Source organism: Vibrio sp. 10N.247.310.24 (assembly GCF_041467175.1).
GTDB lineage: Bacteria > Pseudomonadota > Gammaproteobacteria > Enterobacterales > Vibrionaceae > Vibrio > Vibrio tasmaniensis_A.
In genome coordinates this window covers 1-20,317 of sequence record NZ_JBFSUD010000038.1, presented here as the reverse complement: position 1 = coordinate 20,317, position 20,317 = coordinate 1, and the positions used below count along the sequence as shown (strand labels likewise).

The 20,317-nt window shown below is 45.6% G+C and carries 16 protein-coding genes; 12 read left to right on the top strand and 4 right to left on the bottom strand.

Annotated elements, in window-relative coordinates; genetic code table 11:
• The first annotated feature begins 115 nt into the window (after positions 1–115).
• Positions 116–2,302 (top strand): malate synthase G, encoded by a 2,187-nt coding sequence (locus AB6E08_RS13330; protein ID WP_372064402.1) that lies wholly within the window; start codon positions 116–118, stop codon positions 2,300–2,302.
• 194 nt (positions 2,303–2,496) lie between these two features.
• On the opposite strand, the gene AB6E08_RS13325 is transcribed toward AB6E08_RS13330, so the two are convergent.
• A complete protein-coding gene (locus AB6E08_RS13325) occupies positions 2,497–3,924 on the bottom strand; it encodes an NAD-dependent succinate-semialdehyde dehydrogenase (protein WP_372064404.1) in 1,428 nt (475 codons plus the stop codon).
• A 147-nt stretch (positions 3,925–4,071) separates the two neighbouring features.
• A complete protein-coding gene (locus tag AB6E08_RS13320; RefSeq protein WP_102363012.1) occupies positions 4,072–4,854 on the bottom strand; it encodes an IclR family transcriptional regulator in 783 nt (260 codons plus the stop codon).
• A 153-nt stretch (positions 4,855–5,007) separates the two neighbouring features.
• On the opposite strand from AB6E08_RS13320, the gene pta reads away from it, so the two are divergent.
• Positions 5,008–6,081, top strand: coding sequence for a phosphate acetyltransferase (pta, locus tag AB6E08_RS13315; protein ID WP_372064406.1), 1,074 nt, complete (start codon positions 5,008–5,010; stop codon positions 6,079–6,081).
• A 67-nt stretch (positions 6,082–6,148) separates the two neighbouring features.
• Positions 6,149–6,916, top strand: coding sequence for a sulfite exporter TauE/SafE family protein (locus tag AB6E08_RS13310; RefSeq protein WP_102313819.1), 768 nt, complete (start codon positions 6,149–6,151; stop codon positions 6,914–6,916).
• 148 nt (positions 6,917–7,064) lie between these two features.
• Here AB6E08_RS13310 and AB6E08_RS13305 read toward each other — a convergent pair whose 3' ends face one another.
• Both AB6E08_RS13305 and AB6E08_RS13300 read right to left on the bottom strand, forming a co-directional pair.
• On the bottom strand, positions 7,065–8,783 hold the full coding sequence (locus tag AB6E08_RS13305) for a cobaltochelatase CobT-related protein (RefSeq protein WP_372064409.1): 1,719 nt from the start codon (positions 8,781–8,783) through the stop codon (positions 7,065–7,067).
• Between the two features lie 3 nt (positions 8,784–8,786).
• Entirely contained in the window at positions 8,787–9,770 is a 984-nt protein-coding gene (locus AB6E08_RS13300) for a MoxR family ATPase (protein WP_198594758.1), read from the bottom strand.
• Positions 9,771–10,032: 262 nt separating this feature from the next.
• Here AB6E08_RS13300 and xsc point away from each other — a divergent pair, with 262 nt between their 5' ends.
• The 9 genes from xsc to AB6E08_RS13255 all read left to right on the top strand — a co-directional run bounded on the left by xsc (position 10,033) and on the right by AB6E08_RS13255 (position 20,160).
• The gene (gene xsc / locus AB6E08_RS13295; protein ID WP_004731917.1) at positions 10,033–11,844 is read left to right on the top strand and encodes a sulfoacetaldehyde acetyltransferase; all 1,812 of its coding nucleotides are present in this window, start codon (positions 10,033–10,035) and stop codon (positions 11,842–11,844) included.
• 354 nt (positions 11,845–12,198) lie between these two features.
• Positions 12,199–13,014: an FRG domain-containing protein gene (locus AB6E08_RS13290; protein WP_372064411.1), complete on the top strand. Its 816-nt coding sequence runs from the start codon at positions 12,199–12,201 to the stop codon at positions 13,012–13,014.
• Between the two features lie 264 nt (positions 13,015–13,278).
• Complete coding sequence (locus tag AB6E08_RS13285) at positions 13,279–13,716, top strand: nuclear transport factor 2 family protein (RefSeq protein ID WP_017064287.1); 438 nt, start codon at positions 13,279–13,281, stop codon at positions 13,714–13,716.
• 48 nt (positions 13,717–13,764) lie between these two features.
• A complete protein-coding gene (locus AB6E08_RS13280) occupies positions 13,765–15,231 on the top strand; it encodes an FAD-binding oxidoreductase (RefSeq protein ID WP_017081892.1) in 1,467 nt (488 codons plus the stop codon).
• A gap of 117 nt (positions 15,232–15,348) precedes the next feature.
• The gene (locus tag AB6E08_RS13275; RefSeq protein WP_017077365.1) at positions 15,349–16,350 is read left to right on the top strand and encodes a TRAP transporter substrate-binding protein; all 1,002 of its coding nucleotides are present in this window, start codon (positions 15,349–15,351) and stop codon (positions 16,348–16,350) included.
• A 164-nt stretch (positions 16,351–16,514) separates the two neighbouring features.
• A complete protein-coding gene (locus tag AB6E08_RS13270) occupies positions 16,515–17,057 on the top strand; it encodes a TRAP transporter small permease (protein ID WP_004731905.1) in 543 nt (180 codons plus the stop codon).
• 21 nt (positions 17,058–17,078) lie between these two features.
• A complete protein-coding gene (locus AB6E08_RS13265; protein ID WP_004731904.1) occupies positions 17,079–18,419 on the top strand; it encodes a TRAP transporter large permease in 1,341 nt (446 codons plus the stop codon).
• A gap of 11 nt (positions 18,420–18,430) precedes the next feature.
• On the top strand, positions 18,431–19,351 hold the full coding sequence (locus AB6E08_RS13260; RefSeq protein ID WP_372064413.1) for a cache domain-containing protein: 921 nt from the start codon (positions 18,431–18,433) through the stop codon (positions 19,349–19,351).
• A 236-nt stretch (positions 19,352–19,587) separates the two neighbouring features.
• Complete coding sequence (locus AB6E08_RS13255) at positions 19,588–20,160, top strand: malate synthase (protein WP_017094519.1); 573 nt, start codon at positions 19,588–19,590, stop codon at positions 20,158–20,160.
• The last annotated feature ends 157 nt before the right edge of the window (positions 20,161–20,317 follow it).

The following is a 20,317-nucleotide window of genomic DNA, read 5'->3' as shown; positions in this document are numbered from 1 at the left end:
ACTGGCATAAATTAGCTAAATTTCCGCCCGTTAAGTAAGTTTAAACGAGTTATTGAAATTTAAGTCAGTTAAGTAAATATATTGAGTAGTCATCAGTTAGCTTGAGAGAGATTTTATGAGCAGTCGTATTCAACAGGGAAGCTTGAACATTGATAGCACCCTCTACCAATTAATTAATGATCAGGTCATTCCTGGAACAGGCATTGTCGCTGAAGACTTTTGGCAATCATTTGCAACCATCCTTGAAGATTTGGCTCCAAAAAATCGCGCATTGCTTATCAAGCGCGACGATCTTCAACATCAAATTGACGTCTGGCACCAAGAGCGTGCAGGCCAGACCCTAGATGCGGCAGAGTACAAACAGTTCTTGCAACAGATTGGATACTTAGTCCCTGAGGGTGAAGACTTTCAAGTAACCACCGCAAGTGTTGAGCCTGAAATTGCAACACAAGCAGGCCCGCAGCTCGTTGTGCCTATTATGAATGCACGTTTTGCACTGAACGCGGCTAATGCGCGTTGGGGCAGTTTATACGATGCGCTCTACGGAACCGATGTCATCAGTGAAAGTGATGGTGCAGAAAAGGGTGGAAGCTTTAACCCTGTACGTGGCGCTAAAGTCGTGAGCTACGCTCGAGGTTTCCTTGATGATGCTGCACCTCTCAACGGTGTTTCCCACAAAGACGTGACCAAATACAGCATCAGCAACGTCAGCATTGGCAATACACTGACAGCGACCTTAGACAACGGTGAAGAAGTCACTCTAATCGATCGCAACCAGTTCATTGGTTACCAAGGTGATGCAAGTGCGCCTTCAAGCATTCTGCTTAAGCACAACAACCTACATATTGAAATTCAAATTGACCCTAGCGCGCCAATTGGCAGCGTTGATGTGGCTGGTATTAAAGATGTGCTGGTGGAGTCGGCTCTCACTACCATTATGGATTGCGAAGATTCGGTAGCAGCGGTTGATGGTGAAGACAAAGCACTGGCTTACCGTAACTGGTTAGGCTTGATGAAAGGTGACTTACAAGAGTCGCTAGAGAAAAATGGCAAGACCATCGTTCGTAACCTCAATCCAGATCGCCAATACACCAGCGTGACGGGAGGCGAGATCTCGCTGAAAGGCCGTAGCATGTTGTTTATTCGCAACGTGGGCCATCTAATGACTAACCCTGCCATTATTGATGCTCAAGGCAATGAAGTGCCTGAAGGCATTATGGATGGCATGATCACTTCGCTAATCGCGATGCATGATTTAAAAGGTAACAGCGCGTACCAAAACTCGACCGCGAACAGCATCAATATTGTTAAACCTAAGATGCATGGTCCTGAAGAAGTCGCCTTTACCAATGAACTGTTTGGCCGTATTGAAGATGCATTAGGCCTAGATCGATTCACGATCAAAGTCGGCATCATGGACGAGGAGCGTCGTACTTCAGTCAATCTTAAAGAGTGTATCCGCGCGGCTAAAGATCGTGTTGTATTCATCAACACAGGCTTCCTAGATCGAACCGGTGATGAAATTCACACCAGCATGGAAGCGGGACCGTTTGCTCCTAAAACACAGCTGAAAACCATGACTTGGATTGGCGCATACGAAGACCAGAACGTTGATCTTGGCTTAGCTTGTGGCCTGCAAGGTAAAGCCCAGATCGGTAAAGGCATGTGGCCAGAGCCGGACAACATGGCCAAGATGATGGATGCGAAAATCGGACACCCACAAGCAGGTGCAAATACCGCTTGGGTTCCTTCTCCAACTGCCGCGACTTTGCATGCCTTGCACTATCACAAGGTGAGTGTCCCTAGCCGTCAGAAAGAGCTTCGTGAGCGTGTGAGAGCGAACGTCGACGATATCCTGACTATCCCGCTACTAGGCAATCAAAAGCTGACTGCTAAAGATATCCAAAATGAATTGGATAACAATACACAAGGTATTCTTGGTTACGTAGTTCGTTGGATTGACCAAGGCGTCGGTTGTTCGAAGGTGCCTGATATTAACGATGTAGGGTTAATGGAAGACCGCGCAACATTACGTATTTCAAGCCAGCATATTGCCAACTGGTTACGCCACGGCATTTGCGATGAAACTCAAGTAATGAAGACCATGAAGCGCATGGCCGCAGTGGTGGATGGACAAAATGCAGGTGATTCTAGCTATCGCAATATGGCGCCAGATTTTGAAAACAGCATTGCTTTCTCAGCGGCTTGCCAGCTGGTATTTGAAGGCTGTGCTCAACCTAGTGGTTATACCGAGCCAGTGTTGCATGCGATGCGACTGAAGCTGAAAGGAACCGCACAATAAATAATAAAAAAAGTAGTACCCCTATTTGAACCGAGCCCAAGGTGCCGCGCTAATTTAGCGCGGCTTTTTTTTGGTTTTCTTCGAGGGAGGGGCGAAGCTCAGAAGATAGGTGTTAGTTGGGTTATTCGATGTCTAAGCTATTCGATGTTTAAGAGTTAGGCTTAGTTGCGACCAAACCTAACTACTTCCGAGACCTAGTTACTACCAAAGCACAGATACTTGATATCCATGTACTCATCGATGCCTTCTTTCGCACCTTCACGGCCAATACCTGATTGTTTCACGCCACCGAAAGGTGCGACTTCGGTTGAGATCATACCGTCATTAATGCCAACCATGCCGTATTCAAGTGCTTCTGCGACCTGCCATACACGGTGGATATTTTGGCTGTAGAAGTAAGACGCCAAACCATAAATGGTATCGTTGGCCATCTCGATGAGTTCTTCATCAGTCTCAAATTTCATCACAGGCGCGACTGGGCCAAAGATTTCTTGTTGAACGATGTCCATGCTGTGCTTCACATCTTTAAGAACCACAGGCTGAATGAACAAGCCATCAAGCGCTTGAGTTGGCGATACGGGTTGTGCACCTTGCTCAATCGCTCGATCAATCAACCCTTGGATGTTTTGATTCGCCTTTTCACTGATAACCGGGCCAATAGTGACGCCTTCATCTAATCCGTTACCGATTTTAAGCTGCTGAACGGCTTGGTCGAATTTTGCTACAAACTCGTCATGCACCTTGTTATGAACGTAGAAACGGTTCGCACAAACACAGGTTTGGCCTGCATTACGGAATTTTGAAGCCATTGCGCCTTGAACGGCAGCGTCGATATCCGCATCGTCAAACACGATAAACGGTGCATTGCCACCCAGCTCCATTGAGGTGCGCTTAATGCCTTTTGCCGCTTGAGCCATCAAGATACTGCCGACTCGAGTCGAACCAGTAAAAGAGATCTTTTTGATCAGTGGGTGTGATGTGAAAAGCTCGCCAATCTGTTCGGGGCTGTCGCCAAGTACGACTTGAAGTAGATCTTTAGGAATGCCCGCTTGGTAAGCCAATTCAACCACAGCAAATGCAGAAAGCGGCGTTTCATCTGAGGGCTTCACAATAAAACTACAGCCGGCAGCAAGGGCAGGAGCGGCCTTACGAGTGATCATCGCAATTGGAAAGTTCCATGGCGTAATGGCACATGCGACACCGATAGGTTGCTTGATGGTCACCAAGCGTTTGCCAGCGACGGTGCTAGGAATGGAATCACCATAAGTACGCTTGGCTTCTTCTGCAAACCATTCAATAAAGCTCGCGCCATACACCACTTCGCCCGTTGCTTCTGCTAACGGCTTACCTTGTTCAATGGTCATTAGGCGAGCAAGATCTTCTTTGTTTTCAAGGATCAATTGATGCCAACCACTTAGCAATGCAGCACGGGATTTAGCGGGAATCTTTGCCCACTCTTTCTGCGCAACATGAGCGCGTTCGATAGCGCTCTCTAACTCTGCCTCAGATGAGATTGGTGCGTGGCCAATAAGCTCACCCGTTGCTGGGTTTGTGACTGCAACTGCGTTGTTCGCTTCTGTCACCATAAAAGAGAGTAAGTGCTGGTTCTTAATGTTTAGCATCGTGATTCCTTTGTTGTGATTACTTTAGACGTGTTGCTTATGCGCGGGTTGGCGAGTGATTGAATGACTTCGACCAAATGTTGATTGGTCGAAGGGCATTGATGTTGATTCGCTAATTTGGGTCATTCTCTGAGATAGATCTGCTCACTAGCCCCAGTTATCAGACTCTATCTTCGCGAGCGCTTTTGCTGCTTTTTGAAGAGCTGGCAGAAATTTGATCGCTTCGTCTGGTTTTACGCGAATCACTGGCGCTTGTATTGCTAAGCCAAGATTGGATTGACCAGTAGAAGACGGTATCAATACGGCGATACAAACTAACCCCGGTAAGAACTCTTCATCATCAATAGCAAAACCTTGGATCTTCGCTTCTTCGATGTCTTGTTCTAACACTGAGTAGTCGGTGATGGTTTTCACTGTGTACTGAGTCAGTGGCACGTTTTCGATCAGTCTTCTGCGTTGTGATTTCGACATGTGCGCCAAAAACAGCTTGCCTGTGGCTGAGCAGTGCACGGGTACACGAGAGCCGGGTTGCAGATGGAAGCGCAGCGGGGCTTCGGTTTCTGCGCGGTCAAGGTAGATGATCTCACCGCTCGACAGTGCCGTTAGGTTGCAGCTCTCGCCGACTTCTGCTCGAAGGTTTTCAAGAATAGTGCGTCGTGCGCTGTGCATTGTGCTATTGAACAGCAGGTTTTCAGCAAGCTTTCTGAGTCGAATGCCAGAGCTGTAATGCTTTTCGTCACCATCTCTTTGAATAATGCCCGCAGCTTCTAATTGTTGCAGCATGCGGTGCAGAGTTGGTTTCGGTAGTCCGGTTTCTTCGACGAGCCCTTGAAGAGAAATAAACTCATCTTTTTGCGCTATCACCTCTAATAGTGCAAAAAGTCGGAGAGTGGGCGTATCTCCTTGAACTTGTGGTGTTTCTGTTTGCATACAGTGATTCATCCTTGCGATATGTCTATGTATAAGAGTGTACATACCAAATTAAAAATCTTCAATTATCTGAATAAAATTTGACCTTTTTTATTATTTCAATAATATAAATATAAATTATGGAACAATTAATCTCAATAAATGGAATTTAAGATGAAGGCGATTGAACGGATTATTGATAAGGCTCACTTAGATCGTAAGCGAGTGGTTTTGAGTGAAGCAGAAGACCCTCGTGTACTCAAAGCGGCGCGATTGGCGATAGATAAACAGCTCGCTTACATCACTCTAGTCGGCGATGAAAAAGCGATTATCGAAGCGGCGCAGTTGAACCATATTAATCTCGCGGGCATTCACATTGTTTCACCACAAACGTCAGCACTCAAAGCTGTGTTGGCTGAACGGCTCTATGACCTAAGAAAAGCCAAAGGCATGACTTATGAAGATGCATTGGAGAAGGTCAAAGACCCACTGATTTTTGCCAACTTGATGGTACGAGAAGGGCTGGTTGACGGCACAGTCAATGGCGCGGTTTACACCACGTCTGATGTAGTACGAGCGGCGCTGCAGATTATTGGGCCAGCACCAGACAGTGAATTGGTGTCTAGCTTCTTTCTGATGATGTTGTGCGAGCCTTTCCATAATCTTAAAGGTGGCATGATTTTCAGTGACTGTGGTTTGGTGATTAACCCCAACGAAACCGAGCTGGCATCGATTGCCCTAGCGGCATCAAACAGTGCTCAAACGCTGTTGATGGAAGAACCTAAAGTGGCAATGCTGTCGTTCTCTACCAACGGCAGTGCGAAACACGAATCAGTCGATAAGGTTCGTAATGCCGCTCAGTTAGTGAAACAACGTTGTCCCGGAATAGCTGTCGATCAGGACGTTCAACTCGATGCCGCGATTGTCACTGAAATTGCCGCGAAAAAGCTGCCCGATTCAGAAGTGAAAGGCCAATCTAATGTATTGATTTTCCCCAATTTAGAAGCAGGGAACATAGGCTATAAGCTCGCAGAAAGGTTAGGTGGCGCAGTTGCGATTGGCCCGTTACTGCAAGGATTGAATCAACCTGCCAATGACTTATCTAGAGGGTGTAGCGCGGAAGATATCTTCAATGTAATTGCGGTTACTGCTGTACAAGCACAGCAAGGGAAAGTGTCTGACTCTAAGGTTGATACTGAAGTTGATGTTGAAGACAAAGAAGAGTCGGCATTTGAGTTCCGGTATTAACATCTAGCTCACGAATCTAGTACTCAAATTCGCACTTACATTCAAATCAACCTAATTAGGATTGCTAATGGAGTTACCTGTTTTACTCGCCATTCTTGCCACTATTGCGGTAGGTACCTACTTCCAAACGGTTACGGGTTTTGGCCTCGGTATCATCGTGATTGGTTTAACGGTCAGCCTTAATTTGGTTTCCTTACCCGTTATAGCCGCTGTGGTCAGTATTGTGACCTTGTTCAATTGCTTGGTCGCGTTGATGGGTAAGCCATTGCTTGGTGAACTCAAGATTCTGGTGGTGTTAGTCATCGGTATTATCCCCGGCGTATCGATGGGGGTGTTCTTGCTAGACGAGTTGAGCGATTCGGCCACGAATATTCTCCGAGGACTATTGGGGGCGATGGTGCTATTCGCAGGTTTGAGCTTTATGTTCAAACCTAAAACCAGAAAGGACCGTTCGGCAACCGTATCGTTTTTGTTATCTGGTTTTAGCTCCGGGTTAGCGGGTGGGTTATTCGGTATGGCAGGGCCACCGATTGTTTATCACCTCTATCGGCAGCCTTTTACGCTCGATCTGGTGCGAAGCACACTACTGATGGTGTTCGCTTGTACGTCGATGTCCCGTACTGTCAATGTCTACGCGGCAGGCGACATGGAAGCGAGCATACTGTGGTTATCTGCTATTGCTGTTCCCTTGGTTGCACTTGTCACTATGTTTGCTCGGCGTTTTCCACCGCCGTTGTCCAATGATCAACTCAGAAAGTTGGTGTTTATTGTGTTGATGTTGATTGGTGGGTATTTAATGGCTGTCTCTGCATGGTCGTTACTTGCTATTTCTTAGTTGCTTGCTGTCTTTTAGTTGCTCGCTATTTCCTAGTTACCTCTTAGCTGCTTGCTACCTCTTAAGAATCTTCCGATAAAAGGCTAGCGGTTTGCTAGCCGATACTTCACAGCTCCCCGAAACGTAACTGCTCATATAAACAAAAACCTTAACGCTTTAGCATCTCAAATACGTTCTTAGATAAACCAAAGAGGCAGCTCTCTTGCACATCTAAAGTGATGTTACTGCGGTAGTACGGGCTTAAATCGACACCCATTCCCACACCATGAATCTCGATATGGTTTTTGTTTGATTCACGCTCAATCACTTGTTTGAGATGGTTATCCAAATAGAACTGATCGTTGGCGGTGCTGGTGGCGGTATCCATCGGACAGCCGTCTGAGAACACGATTAAAACCTTTCGTTGTGCGGTGTGCTGCTGCAACCGCTGACTAGCGAACTGCACCGCTTCGCCATCAATTCCTTCTTTAAAGATGTCTGCTTTGCGAAGGCTAGCAATGCCAAGGCGAGATCGCCTCCAATGGGTATCAAAATCCTTAAACACAATATGTCGAACTTCGTTTAAGCGCCCCGGGTGTTTCGGCTGGCCTTGCTTAAGCCATTGCCGATAGACTTTGCCACCGTTCCAGTTGTTGGTGGTGAAGCCAATAATCTCAAATGGAATGTTGGCCAGTCCAACGGATTTGAGAATTGTATCCATCAGTAGACTTAGCTTGTGACTGTGTTTCTGCATTGAGCCTGAGCAGTCCATCAAAAACGTGATGGCACATTGATGAGATGCGCCAATGTCAGGTTGATAAAAGACAGTGCGATCCAATGGCGATGTGATGAGCTTGGTGATGGTGGTGGCGTTAACAATGCCTTCTTCTAAATGGTTCTGACGTCGGTTCCTCTGCGGTGTGGCAACAAAGCTGGTGAGCATTGCGGCCAAACGGCGAGTGTTGACTTGTCTCGCCATGATGTCATCGGTGAGCTTTTGTCTCAGTTCGAGTAATAGGGCGCGCCTGACGAGTTTGTCTGCCGCGATGACTTTATCAAATTCTGAATTAAAGACCTGATAATTGGCACCCGACAGCTCGAATACCTTGCTACTGCCTGTGATGTCGGTATCGACGTCTTGATCTTGAATGTCACCATCCACAATCAAGGCAAGCTGTGCAAGGATCTTAATGTCTTCTTCAACGGTTGGCGTTGGCGAGTTATCGCTCTCTTGCTCTTGGTTTATGAGCTCTTGTGCAAGGGCTGCAAGCTCATTGGCGCTGTGTGCAAATGACTCTTGGTCGGTTCTATATTGCTTTAAGCGCTTCAGGCTGTGCCCAAAAGTAGGCACGATGCCGGCGCGAGTTGATTCAATGGTCTCAGCGATAGGCTCCGAAATTGGGACACCGGTTAAACGGGTGTGGATGACTTGCATCAGTGTAAACAGCAACATGCCGATTCGTGATTCGGTGAAGCCATTCTGATGATATTGGTCGCTCCAATACGCAAAATTGAACTGAATACTGGTGGTTACACCTTTTAGATAAGACGGGATTTGCGATTCAATTCGTACCTGTTCGCAGAAATCATATAACAGACGCTCGACTTCGTTTTTCGGTCGCAATGAATAATGAAGAGCAGCATCTGAAAGTAAGAGTCGCAGTGCCGATGAATCGATCTTGCCTTGCATCGAAAGCTTGCTGTTTTTCAATTCATGGCGAGAAACAAAGGTGAGATCGTTAGTATGTGCAGACTGATAATAACAGGGGCTATTGCCTTTATAGAGACGTTCTCCCCGATAATTCAGACTCAACTCACCGCTGATCGCTCTGGCGACAGACACGCCAAGATCGAGGATCTTTTTTTGCTGGGAAGAAACATTGGCCATGGTTTACGACTCCGAGTGGGAATAGTTTTGAGTAGGCGTTTCTAAATCTTCACCAAAGCAACGGAAATAATATTCGCTAACCAGTTCTTTCTCTTCGTCTTCACAGCGATTCAAGAATGACAATCTAAATGCGGTGGCTACATCATCGAATATTTGGATGTTTTCGGCCCAAGTGAGCACAGTTCGCGGAGACATCACCGTAGAAAGGTCACCAGCCCGAAACCCGTTACGCGTTAATCCTGCGGTGGCGATCATTTTTTCAACCAGTTGTCGGCCACTTTCATTATTCAGTTCTGGAAGCTTGGATAACACGATCTTAGTTTCATGCTGTGGATCTAAATAGTTAAGTGTGGCGATGATGTTCCATCTATCTAATTGACTGTGGTTAAGCACTTGAGTGCCCGAATACAAACCTGAGAAGTTACCCAAGCCAAGCGTGTTGCAGGTAGCAAACAGGCGGAAAGAAGGGTGAGGCGTGATCACTCGGTTTTGTTCTAAAGAGGTGTATTTACCGTCTTGCTCTAATAGCTGTTGAATCACAAACATCACGTCAGGGCGACCAGCGTCGTATTCATCTAACACCAGTGCGATGGGTTGTTGAATGCTCTGCGGAAGAATGCCTTCTTTAAACTCTGTTATTTGCATTCCGTCTTTAATGACGATGCTGTCTTTACCTATGAAATCCAAGCGACTTAAGTGTCCGTCTAGATTGATCCGCAAGCATGGCCAGTTCAATCTCGCGGCAATTTGCTCAATGTGAGACGACTTGCCCGTCCCATGTGTGCCTTGAATCAGTGTGCGACGATTAGAGGTGAAACCGGCCAATATCGCTAGTGTTACTTCAGGATCAAAACAGTAGTTAGGGTCGACTTTCGGCACATATTCGCCCGCATGTTCAAATGCCATCACGGTTAGATTGCTGTCGATCCCAAAGCGTTCTCTCACACTTACTGGTTGCGTTGGTATCAATTCCGCCTCTTTCATCATATTTCCCTCTATATAGCTCATCACTTGTCGCTGCTATCGCGATATGACATCGATTATTAACAGCTCCTCTTAAGTTAATGGCACTTTTTGTACGAAAAACTACCAATAATGTGATCCAGTTTTATTAATTAGAATGAATTGTTCCAATTTAGTGTAAAAAGTTGACGCGCAAAAATTCTACTACTAAGGTGAAAATGAATTCGAAAAAGAGACAATTCATTCCGAAAAATGAAATTTTGGTTAACTCAAGGAGAATGGAAGAATGAGCGAGCAAGAAAAACGTACGGTTGTTTCCGGCACAGTAACAATGACACCATCAGAAGCGTTCGTTGAAACTATGGTTGCTAATGATGTTACCGACATGTTCGGCATCATGGGGTCAGCATTTATGGACGCAATGGATATCTTTGCTCCTGCTGGCATTCGATTGGTCCCAGTGGTACACGAGCAAGGTGCTGCTCACATGGCAGATGGCTACTCTCGTGTATCTGGTCGCCATGGCGTAGTTATCGGGCAAAATGGTCCGGGTATTAGTAACTGTGTAACTGCGATTGCAGCGGCGTTCTGGGCACATAGCCCGGTCGTAATTGTGACGCCAGAGACAGGCACCAAAACAATGGGCTTAGGTGGTTTCCAAGAGTGTAACCAGCTTCCAATGTTCCAAGAGTTCACTAAGTATCAAGGACACGTAACGCACCCAGACCGTATGGCGGAATACACGGGTCGATGTTTTGACCGCGCGATGAGTGAAATGGGTCCAACTCAACTGAATATTCCACGTGACTATTTCTACGGCGAAACTCAAACCGAGATCCCTAAGCCCGCGCGTTTAGATCGTGGCCCGGGTGGTGAGAAGTCTCTGAATGAAGCAGCAGACCTGATTGCTGAAGCGAAATTCCCAGTCATCATTTCTGGTGGCGGAGTGGTAATGGCTGACGCAGTTCAAGAGTGTGCAGCATTAGCAGAAAGACTAGGCGCACCCGTAGTGAACAGCTACCTACATAATGACTCTTTCCCTGCGAGTCACCCATTATGGTGTGGTCCTTTAGGCTACCAAGGTTCGAAAGCAGCAATGAAATTGATGGCTCAAGCGGATGTGGTTATCGCTTTGGGTACACGTCTCGGTCCATTTGGTACCTTGCCTCAACATGGCATGGATTACTGGCCGAAGAACGCGAAAATCATTCAGATTGACGCCGACAACAAGATGCTTGGCTTGGTTAAGAAGATTTCGGTTGGTATCTGTGGCGATGCGAAAGCAGCTGCGGTTGCTCTATCTGAAAGATTGGAAGGCCGCGCACTGTTGTGTGATGACAACAAAGGCGCTCGTCAAGATACAGTGGCAACAGAAAAAGCACTGTGGGAAAAAGAGCTTGATGAGTGGACACACGAACGTGACTCGTTCAGCTTGGATATGATTGAAGAAAACTCACACGAGACTCCGTTCTCTGGTGGTGAATATCTACACCCACGTCAAGTGCTGCGTGAGCTAGAAAAAGCGATGCCTGAAGACGTAATGGTCTCGACGGACATAGGTAACATCAACTCAGTGGCAAACAGCTACTTACGCTTTGAAAAACCACGTAGCTTCTTTGCTGCAATGAGTTTCGGTAACTGTGGTTATGCGTTCCCGACCATCATTGGTGCGAAAGCAGCGGCACCTCATCGCCCCGCTATTTCTTATGCAGGCGATGGGGCGTGGGGCATGAGCTTGATGGAAACCATGACATGTGTTCGCCATAACATTCCAGTGACAGCCGTGGTATTCCACAACCGTCAATGGGGTGCTGAGAAGAAGAACCAAGTCGACTTCTACAACCGACGCTTTGTTGCTGGTGAACTTGAAAACCAAAGCTTTGCAGAAATCGCAAGAGCTATGGGCGCTGAAGGTATCACGGTTGATAAGCTAGAAGATGTAGGTCCAACCCTGCAAAAAGCCATCGACATGCAGATGAACGAAGGCAAAACAACCATCATTGAAATCATGTGTACTCAGGAATTGGGCGACCCGTTCCGCCGAGATGCACTATCAACACCGGTTCGTTTCCTAGATAAATACAAAGATTACGTATAAGTCATAGGAAGTTTGTCCGGCCACCGCATTATAAAGAGCGTGGTCGGGCAATATTAACGGGTATTGGCAAAGTGCTTAAGTGAAGAACGTAAACGCTTAGTTCAATAATTTCTACTTAAACATTAGAACACTAATTAAATGTTCCATCGGTACATAAGTGGTTCTAGCTATATAAATTTTGTCACTCATTATTATTGTTCGATCCTTAACTAATGGATCCATAAATGGTCATCTTTGACGAAGATATATACCTATTATCATTTTTCAATAATTACAACGATACCAATTGAACCATTGATTAACGTGATTATTAATGCTTTAACTTTACCGAATATAAATTAAGTGACTTATTGTATGAATGTTATGAAAAATAAACGTTATATAAGCTCACTCGAAGAGTTGTATGAAATAATCGATTCACTCTTTGCTGAGTGTAGTGGGCATCGTGGTTTGATTTATAACGTGTGTGATTATGAAAATAATAACCTGATGCCAAGCTTAGGTCGCTCAAATCGAAAGAATATTCGCCGTGTCGAACAAGAACTTCTCTCGACCGTGAGAGTTTATGGCGGGCATTCGTTGAGTGCACACGAGATAAACGATTGGTTATTGATGTGTTTAGCCAAGAAGCAGGGGTTTCCAACCCGTTTACTTGAGTGGACAGATAACCTGATTAATGCGCTGTGGTCTGTATGTCATAGCCAAAGTAAAGACTGTATCAATATTATTAAAGCCATTGATTATCATAAGGTTAGTGTTTTTAACTCACCCTGTGACTTCAATAAGACTCAGATATTCAATGTGGCTGATTGTGATCAGCAAGAGCAACGAAAAGATAAGTGGTATTCCATTCACCCATTTAAGGAAGGTGGCAATGATGCCATTCAGCCTTTGTACGATGAGAAAGAATATTCAAACGGTCTAGTCTCCGTTCATATTCTTCCATCAGCGAAAGTAAACCTGATAAAGGAATTAATCTCCATGAATGTTTTAAATGAACCGACCGAATATATTGAAGAGACACTGGCTGATTTAAAAAATGAAGCCCATGTAGATGGTAATCAAGCAATTAATAAAGGTGAGGGTAATATCGAATTACAAGTTAATACTCATGATCGCCAGCTTGAGCAGTATGGCCGAAAGTACCATCAAGATTTTGACTTCGACTAAAGTCTAATATTTCTAATTATTTTATTTAGACCTCGTATAAATCTAGTGAGTGACTGTGTAAATAAAATTAGAACACTAATTAATTTATAAAAAGATGAAATCTGTGAGCTTAAAGATTGTTTATAAAGTAACTCGAAGTTAGAGTGGCGAAGCTTGTTATCAAGTTGTTAAATTTCACAGATCTAGTTTAAACACTCTAATAAAAAAGTGGCGCAAAGCTACTGAAATTTAAACCAATAACGAAAACATAAAGGATTCTGGAATATGAATATGCAAACCAATGCAGCGACGTTCGTGCTGGAAAACCAAGTCGACACCGCCTTTTTACAGTCTTTTAGTGATGCATGGAATAACCATGATATTGAAGCGCTAATGTCGTTTATGACCGAAGACTGTGTCTTCCACACCGTGGCAGGAGAAGGCGAGCTTGGCAACACTATCGAAGGGTACGAAGCCGTTCGCAATAGCTTTGAATTGGTTTGGCAGAACTTTCCAGATGCAGCCTGGAGCGACCCTGTCCACTTTGTGTGTGGTGACCGCGCGGTAAGCGAATCAACGTTCTCTGCGACTAACCCTGATGGCACCGTCATCGAAGCTCGTATGGTTGATGTGTTTACCCTGAAAGATGGAAAAATCAGCGTAAAAAATGCCTTCCGTAAAACACGACCTCTTTTGACTCCTAACAACACTCCCAAGAGCTAGACACGAAACCACAACCCGTTCACGTGTTATGACTAGGAGAGTCGAATTATGAGTTTAGTAATGGAACAACCGGCAGCTGATGTGCCGCCAAAGGTGACAAGCACCCAAGCACAAGAAAGTACCCAAGCAAAAGAAAGATACGATCCAAAATACGATCCACTTAAAGATAAAAGCCCAGGTCACGGTAAGGAATACGCCCCGACTTATTGGGTAGATACCGCAGGCGCGCCACCTGAAGATGATGGCCCAATTACATCGGATATGGATGTCGATGTGGCGATAATCGGTTCAGGCTACACAGGCCTAAGCACTGCGATACACCTTGCTGAAATGTACGGCATTAAAGCGATTGTGATTGAAGCTAACCGTATGAGTTGGGGCTGCAGTACCCGAAATGGTGGTCAGGCTCAGTGTGCGTCAGGACGTTTGAAGCGTTCTCAGTGGATTGAACGCTGGGGACTAGAAACCGCGCTAAAAATGCACCGCGAATGCATCGATGGCATGAACACGTTTAAGTCTCTAATCAAAGACATTGATTGTGACCCGCAGCCGGGTGGCCACTTATACGTTGCTCACCGTCCAAAAGTGATGGCAACACTCGAGAAAGAAGCCAAGTTGCTGCGTGACACGTTTGATTACGATGCGCAGATCTTAGATGCGGAAACCGTAAAACGTGATTACGTTGGTGACCAAGAAGCGGCAGGCGCAATGCATGAGCCAGAAGGTATTGGCATCCATGCAGGGAAACTGGCGTTTGGTTATCTAAGAAAGGCGCGAGCACTCGGCGTAAAAGTTCACCCCGCAAGCCCTGTGATGGGTTGGGAAACACGTAATGGTGTGCATTACCTAAAAACACCAGGTGGTGTGGTTAAGGCTCGCTCTGTTGGTGTTTGTACCGGTGGTTACACAAGCCAAGGTTTGCATTCAGAGCTTAAGAATCGCCTATTACCCGTACTTTCTAACTCAATGGTGACGCGTCCGTTAACTCAAGACGAAATCGCCGCGTGTAACTTCAAAACCAATCAGGTGATTACTGATACTAGAATTCTGCGTCATTACTACCGTTTGTTACCCGATAACCGAGTGCAGATAGGTACACGCAGTGCCATCAGTGGCAAGAATGCACCTGAAAAGAAATACGAAGATATGTTGAGAGCGGATTTAACCCGAAAATTCCCTTCTCTCGATCAGATCAAAATCGATTATTCATGGTGGGGTTGGGTGGATGTTAGCCACGACATGATGCCAAGAATCTATCAGCCGAATCCAAAGCAATCCATATTCTACGCACTAGGGTATGGCGGCAATGGTGTGATGTACTCCGCTCAAGCAGGCAAGCGTCTTGCCCAGTGGATCGCAGGTGAAGGTCATAAGCTTGACTTGCCAATATTTGAATCAAAACTTCCGTTCCCCAACGTGAGGGAAGTGGTGGAATCTGAGATGTTTGCACCATTTCGAAGAGTAGGGCAACAGTTCCTTTATCAGTGGTATTCGTTAAAGGATGAAGTGCTTTAACTACTCGAACATTGTTTCCAAAATAGGGAAATAGAATTACGACCAGGAAAGTTGTACCAGGTCACCTTGTGAGCAAAGTACAGGCAGGAAGTCTGTATGATATTAAAGGTTAAGACTATGAAATTGATTAAAAATAAAATTATTGCTGGCGTCACAATTGTAGCAACAGCGATGTTATCTCATACCGCGGCAGCAGCAAATTTTAAAATGGCTATCGGCGATGCTGCTGGTGGTACTCAATGGGAATTAGCGACATCATTTTCTGAATTGATGGAGCAAAAAACAGACGGTAAAGTCAAAATCGACCTGTTCCCGAATGGTCAATTGGGCAATGAGCAAGATACCGTGAACGACGCGGCAATCGGCCTTCTCGACTTCTCTGTATTGGCGATCAACAACGTGACGCCTTTCTCTCCTACGGTTGGTCTACTGACCATGCCTTACGTCATTCAAAGTGCAGAAGAAGCGGTGCTATTAACTCAAGGCCAAGTGGGCCAAGATCTTGTCGATAACACGATTCGTGATGCAGGCGTTCGTATCGTAGGTTGGGCTTATTCTGGCTTTAGGGTTCTGACTAACTCTAAAAAATCCGTCGCTTCACCAGCGGATCTGAAAGGACTAGTGATTCGTGTTCCGCGTAACGAAATTATGATTGCTTCGTACCAAGCATGGGGTGTAAACCCAACACCAATGGCATGGTCAGAGACATTTACTGGCCTGCAGCAAGGTGTGGTTGATGGTCAAGACAACCCATACATCACTGTTCATGCGATGAAATTCAATGAAGTACAAAAGTACGTAACAAACCTCCGTTACATCTTCTCACTTGAGCCGTTAATCGTCAGTGAAACGGTCTTCCAACAACAGACACCTGAGATGCAAAAGATCATTCTTGAAGCGGGTCAGGAAGCAACAGAGCACAGCTTTGCTTATTTAGAGAATACTGAAAACAAGATCCGTGAAGAGCTACAAGCAAAAGGCATGGTATTCACAGACCCAGCAGACAATGAGAAAGAGTGGATTAGCAAGGTAACGAAATCAGTTTGGCCTAAGTTCTATTCAAGCATTGGTGGTAAAGACAAGCTAGACGACGTTCTTGAGTTACTAGGTAGAAAGTAACGATTAGATACGCCCTATCTGCTGTTCTCCGCTACTTAATCACCTAGCGATAGAACAGTGAGATAGGGCATTTACATGGCTTTACTCGTTGATCTGTTTAGTACCTGATCTGCTCAGTACCGCGAGCGACTGGTTGTCATGTGGAAATCAACATTGGAGGTTATATGTCAGTCGCTAAAACTATAAAAAAGCATCTTAACAACATCGAGGAATATACCTGTTGTCTGTTGCTAGCAAGCTTTGTCTTATTACTGTTCACACAAATCCTTACTCGTCAGCTTTTCGATTACTCCATACCTTGGGGTGATGAAGTTGCGACTTACATGTTCGTTTGGTTTGCCTATCTAGGCGCCGTTGTGGCGGCCAAAATGTCGGCACATAACCGAGTCAGTTTTCACTTCAAGTTCTTCCCTCCGATTGTTCAGACCGTCTGTGAAACCATCGCTGACTTCTTATGGTTGCTGTTCAACGGTTACTTTGTCTATCTCAGTTACGATTTCGTGTTCAACAAAATGAACCTGTTCTGGAAATCTCAAACGACAGGCATCCCAATGAAGTACTTCTATATGATTTTGCCTATCGCGTTTTCGTTGATGATGATTCGAATTATTTGGAACAACTATGAGCGTTTGTTCAAAGGCGCTAAGAACGAAGATCCAGAAGTCAAAGAACTGCGAAAAATGACGGCACAAAAGTCATCACAGTAGTCGTCACAGAGAGATGTAATAATGGAATCCTATTTAACTCTAATTTTATTTGGTGGCTTCTTAACCCTGTTAATTCTGGGTGCACCAATCACAGTATCACTGGCCGGCGCTTCAATGGCGGCCTATATGTTGCTCGACAAAAATCCCATTGCGTTAGTACAAATCGCGTTTACTTCGGTGGGTAACTTCCCATTAATGGCGCTGCCGGCCTTTGTTCTTGCCGGTGCCTTGATGGAGGCGGCGGGTATCTCCAAACGGTTGGTGGATATAGCCGAGAGTTTAGCCGGGCCTGTGACGGGTGGCCTTGGCGCTGCAACGGTAATGGCCTGCCTTTTCTTTGGAGCTATATCAGGTTCAGGCCCTGCAACTACAGCTGCGGTAGGCATGCTAATGGTGCCTGCAATGGTTAAGCGAGATTACGATAAGAGCTACGCCTCTGCGGTGACTGCCGCTTCAGGGGGATTGGGTATCATTATTCCGCCATCCATCCCGCTAGTTATTTTCGGCATCTCCGCTATGGGATTAATGGCACCGCCAGAGGCCATTGCTCAACACGGACAGTTTGCCTCTTTATCTATTCCAAAACTGTTTGTTGCTGGGGTTGTGCCGGGTTTCATTATGGCGTCGACGCTAGTGGTCACTAACTACTTTATTGCTAAACGTGAAGGTTACAAAGGGCTGACTGAAAACTGGTCATTTGGCGAAGTAAGACACTCTTTGCGCCGTGGTATTTGGTCGATACTGGCTCCGTTTTTGATTCTCGGGGGCATCTACAGTGGCATGTTCACACCAACAGAATCAGCGGTTGTGGCTATCTTCTATTCACTGTTTGTCGGGGTGTTTATTCACCGAGAGTTATCGTTCAAAAGCACGATTAAATCATTGTCGACAACGACATGGATCACTGGACGTGTGTTGCTGATTCTATTCGCGGCAACCGTATTTGGTCGCTTGCTAATCGAACAAAAAATTCCAGTTGTGGTGGCGGAGTCATTGCTAGGTTTCACTGACAACATGTACATGGTGTGGGCACTGACTATTGTGTTACTGCTTTTCGTTGGCATGTTCATGGAAACGTTAGCCGCGATCATGATTATCGTACCGGTCTTGCTGCCAATCATGTACATGCTAGGCGCAGATCCAACCCACGTAGGTATTGTGGTGGTGTGTACGTTATCGATAGGTTTTGCTACACCGCCGCTCGGTGAAAATATCTTTGTCGCCTCGGGGATAGGCGGAGCCACGGTCGAACAGATCACCGCGAAGATCCATCCCTTCGTGCTTGCATCCGTCATTGGCGTTTTCGTTATCGCTTTCTTCCCGCAAATTACGCTTTGGCTACCGTCCTTAGTGGGCTATTAGGAGAAGTTACTATGAATATATCAAGAATTATCCTTATTGGTTGTGCCGTATTTGCAGTGATCAGTGGCATTGGACTACGTGCCGAACATTCAGAAACAGCAAAAGAAAACGAGCCAGTTAATGTGCTCGATATTTCAGAGCCACATGTGGTCAGCGATGCTGAAAGAAGAGCCAAAACCCTGCTTGCTAAAGCGGTTGTCCATGTACAAAAGGATGGCGATGAGAGTGTCAAAGACTTCATGAGTGATGCCGAATATATAGACGGTGAGCTCTATGTGTTTGCTCTTGGTATTGATGGCCAATTCCTTGCCAGTGGAGGCTCTTCAATGGTGTTGGTGGGCGACAGTGTTTTGGATACTCAAGACGTTTACGGTAATCCCTTTTTCCGTGAAATGATCACTAAGGCTGTGCACAACGGGTTTGGCGAAGTTCAGTACCATTGGACTAATCCGACTGACCGCATGGGCGAGCCTAAAACCACTTTCTTTGAACGTGTGGGTGATGTGATTGTTGCCGTGGGGTATTACCCAGAACGCTCTAGTGCAACAGAAGCTAAGCGATTATTGGCGAGAGCGATGGCCGCGATAGTGGAATCAGAGCAGGACAGTCTCGCCGAGTTCAATGATACCGAAGGCAGCTTTGTTGAGGGAGACTTGTATGTGTTCGTGATGGATATGGGCTCTGGAAAGCTGCTCGCGCACGGTGTATCCCCTGAGCTTGTTGGGCGTTCACACAACGAAATCCTAAGCCCTGACGATAAGCCAATTCTCACTGAGATGTTAAACCTAGCGAAAGAAAATGGCCGAGGCGTTTATACCTATCAATGGTTAAACCCGCTGTCGAGCAAAGTGGAAACCAAGCACACTTACTATCGAGTGATCGACAATAAGCTGGTTGGTGTTGGTTATTACACAAATTCAAACAACACGTAAAAGTGTTTCTACTGAGCCCTCAACCCAGTTAGATAAAGGGCTAGGGGCTCAAAATACCGGTTTGTGTAAAAAAGCAATTTAGTAAAATTAACACTGTGAAATTTTTGTTGTGAAATTGTTTCGAAAATACAAGTAGTATGAAATACATGGAAGCAACACAGTAAAGAACAATTTTGAAAAGGGTCAATCAGGATTTTTGACCTACATGAAATTCAAAGCCGTAAGAGGGAAAGACTATGAATATGCTGACACTAGACAAAACAGAACTTCACAGAAACCATTCAACATTTATTGCTGAAGCTGTCTTTGCCGTAGAAATGGTGAAAGCAGACAAGCAGCTCGAAAAACAAAAAATGGCGAAACAGTTGCTTGATACTCTATTTCCTCTTGAGGCTGGTTCACACGAAGATGCAGTGAGTTATGAGATTGACTACCGACATGTTCAGGTTTACTTCAAAAACGGCGAACATACTGGCCTAAAACGAGCGAAGCATTTTGTTGCTTTCACGGGCGATAAGTCTAAGCCTTCAGCAATCCTATTTCGTGATGAAAGCGGTACACACGTTGAAGTGACAATCGGTGCTCGTAAAGGCACTGGCTACTTAGAATTGGTTGATATTCAAGATATCCAGTTAGAGACATGCACCACGTTTGGCCAAACTGAGGCGAGCCGTTCTTCTGGCATCCGTCACTGGGTGAGCTTAGTGAAAGGCGATGAAAGCGGTCGACCGAACGCTTCAAGTGAAGATAAAGAGTTCACGGCAAAAAATGGCGAAGACTATAACCTAGGTTTTTGCTTCGCGATCTAATGTGCTGTCTTTGAAATGTGAAGTGCTGCTCTGCTAGACGTAGCACTGACATTTGGATACTGATTTCTCTTTTACCTTTGGTAATTTCCCCGCCCCTATAGCTAACACTGATCATTTAAGCATTTTCCTGATCAGTTGAACGATCCTACAGATGGTT

What these genes read in the sequence shown, in the direction of transcription:
- AB6E08_RS13300 (WP_198594758.1), bottom strand. Translation starts at nt 9,770, where the DNA reads ATGATGAAAGAGGCGGAATTGATACCAACGCAACCAGTAAGTGTGAGA.
- xsc (WP_004731917.1), top strand. Translation starts at nt 10,033, where the DNA reads ATGAGCGAGCAAGAAAAACGTACGGTTGTTTCCGGCACAGTAACAATG.
- pta (WP_372064406.1), top strand. Translation starts at nt 5,008, where the DNA reads ATGAAGGCGATTGAACGGATTATTGATAAGGCTCACTTAGATCGTAAG.
- AB6E08_RS13280 (WP_017081892.1), top strand. Translation starts at nt 13,765, where the DNA reads ATGAGTTTAGTAATGGAACAACCGGCAGCTGATGTGCCGCCAAAGGTG.
- AB6E08_RS13305 (WP_372064409.1), bottom strand. Translation starts at nt 8,783, where the DNA reads ATGGCCAATGTTTCTTCCCAGCAAAAAAAGATCCTCGATCTTGGCGTG.
- AB6E08_RS13255 (WP_017094519.1), top strand. Translation starts at nt 19,588, where the DNA reads ATGAATATGCTGACACTAGACAAAACAGAACTTCACAGAAACCATTCA.
- AB6E08_RS13325 (WP_372064404.1), bottom strand. Translation starts at nt 3,924, where the DNA reads ATGCTAAACATTAAGAACCAGCACTTACTCTCTTTTATGGTGACAGAA.
- AB6E08_RS13275 (WP_017077365.1), top strand. Translation starts at nt 15,349, where the DNA reads ATGAAATTGATTAAAAATAAAATTATTGCTGGCGTCACAATTGTAGCA.
- AB6E08_RS13285 (WP_017064287.1), top strand. Translation starts at nt 13,279, where the DNA reads ATGAATATGCAAACCAATGCAGCGACGTTCGTGCTGGAAAACCAAGTC.
- AB6E08_RS13270 (WP_004731905.1), top strand. Translation starts at nt 16,515, where the DNA reads ATGTCAGTCGCTAAAACTATAAAAAAGCATCTTAACAACATCGAGGAA.
- AB6E08_RS13290 (WP_372064411.1), top strand. Translation starts at nt 12,199, where the DNA reads ATGAATGTTATGAAAAATAAACGTTATATAAGCTCACTCGAAGAGTTG.
- AB6E08_RS13310 (WP_102313819.1), top strand. Translation starts at nt 6,149, where the DNA reads ATGGAGTTACCTGTTTTACTCGCCATTCTTGCCACTATTGCGGTAGGT.
- AB6E08_RS13320 (WP_102363012.1), bottom strand. Translation starts at nt 4,854, where the DNA reads ATGCAAACAGAAACACCACAAGTTCAAGGAGATACGCCCACTCTCCGA.
- AB6E08_RS13260 (WP_372064413.1), top strand. Translation starts at nt 18,431, where the DNA reads ATGAATATATCAAGAATTATCCTTATTGGTTGTGCCGTATTTGCAGTG.
- AB6E08_RS13330 (WP_372064402.1), top strand. Translation starts at nt 116, where the DNA reads ATGAGCAGTCGTATTCAACAGGGAAGCTTGAACATTGATAGCACCCTC.
- AB6E08_RS13265 (WP_004731904.1), top strand. Translation starts at nt 17,079, where the DNA reads ATGGAATCCTATTTAACTCTAATTTTATTTGGTGGCTTCTTAACCCTG.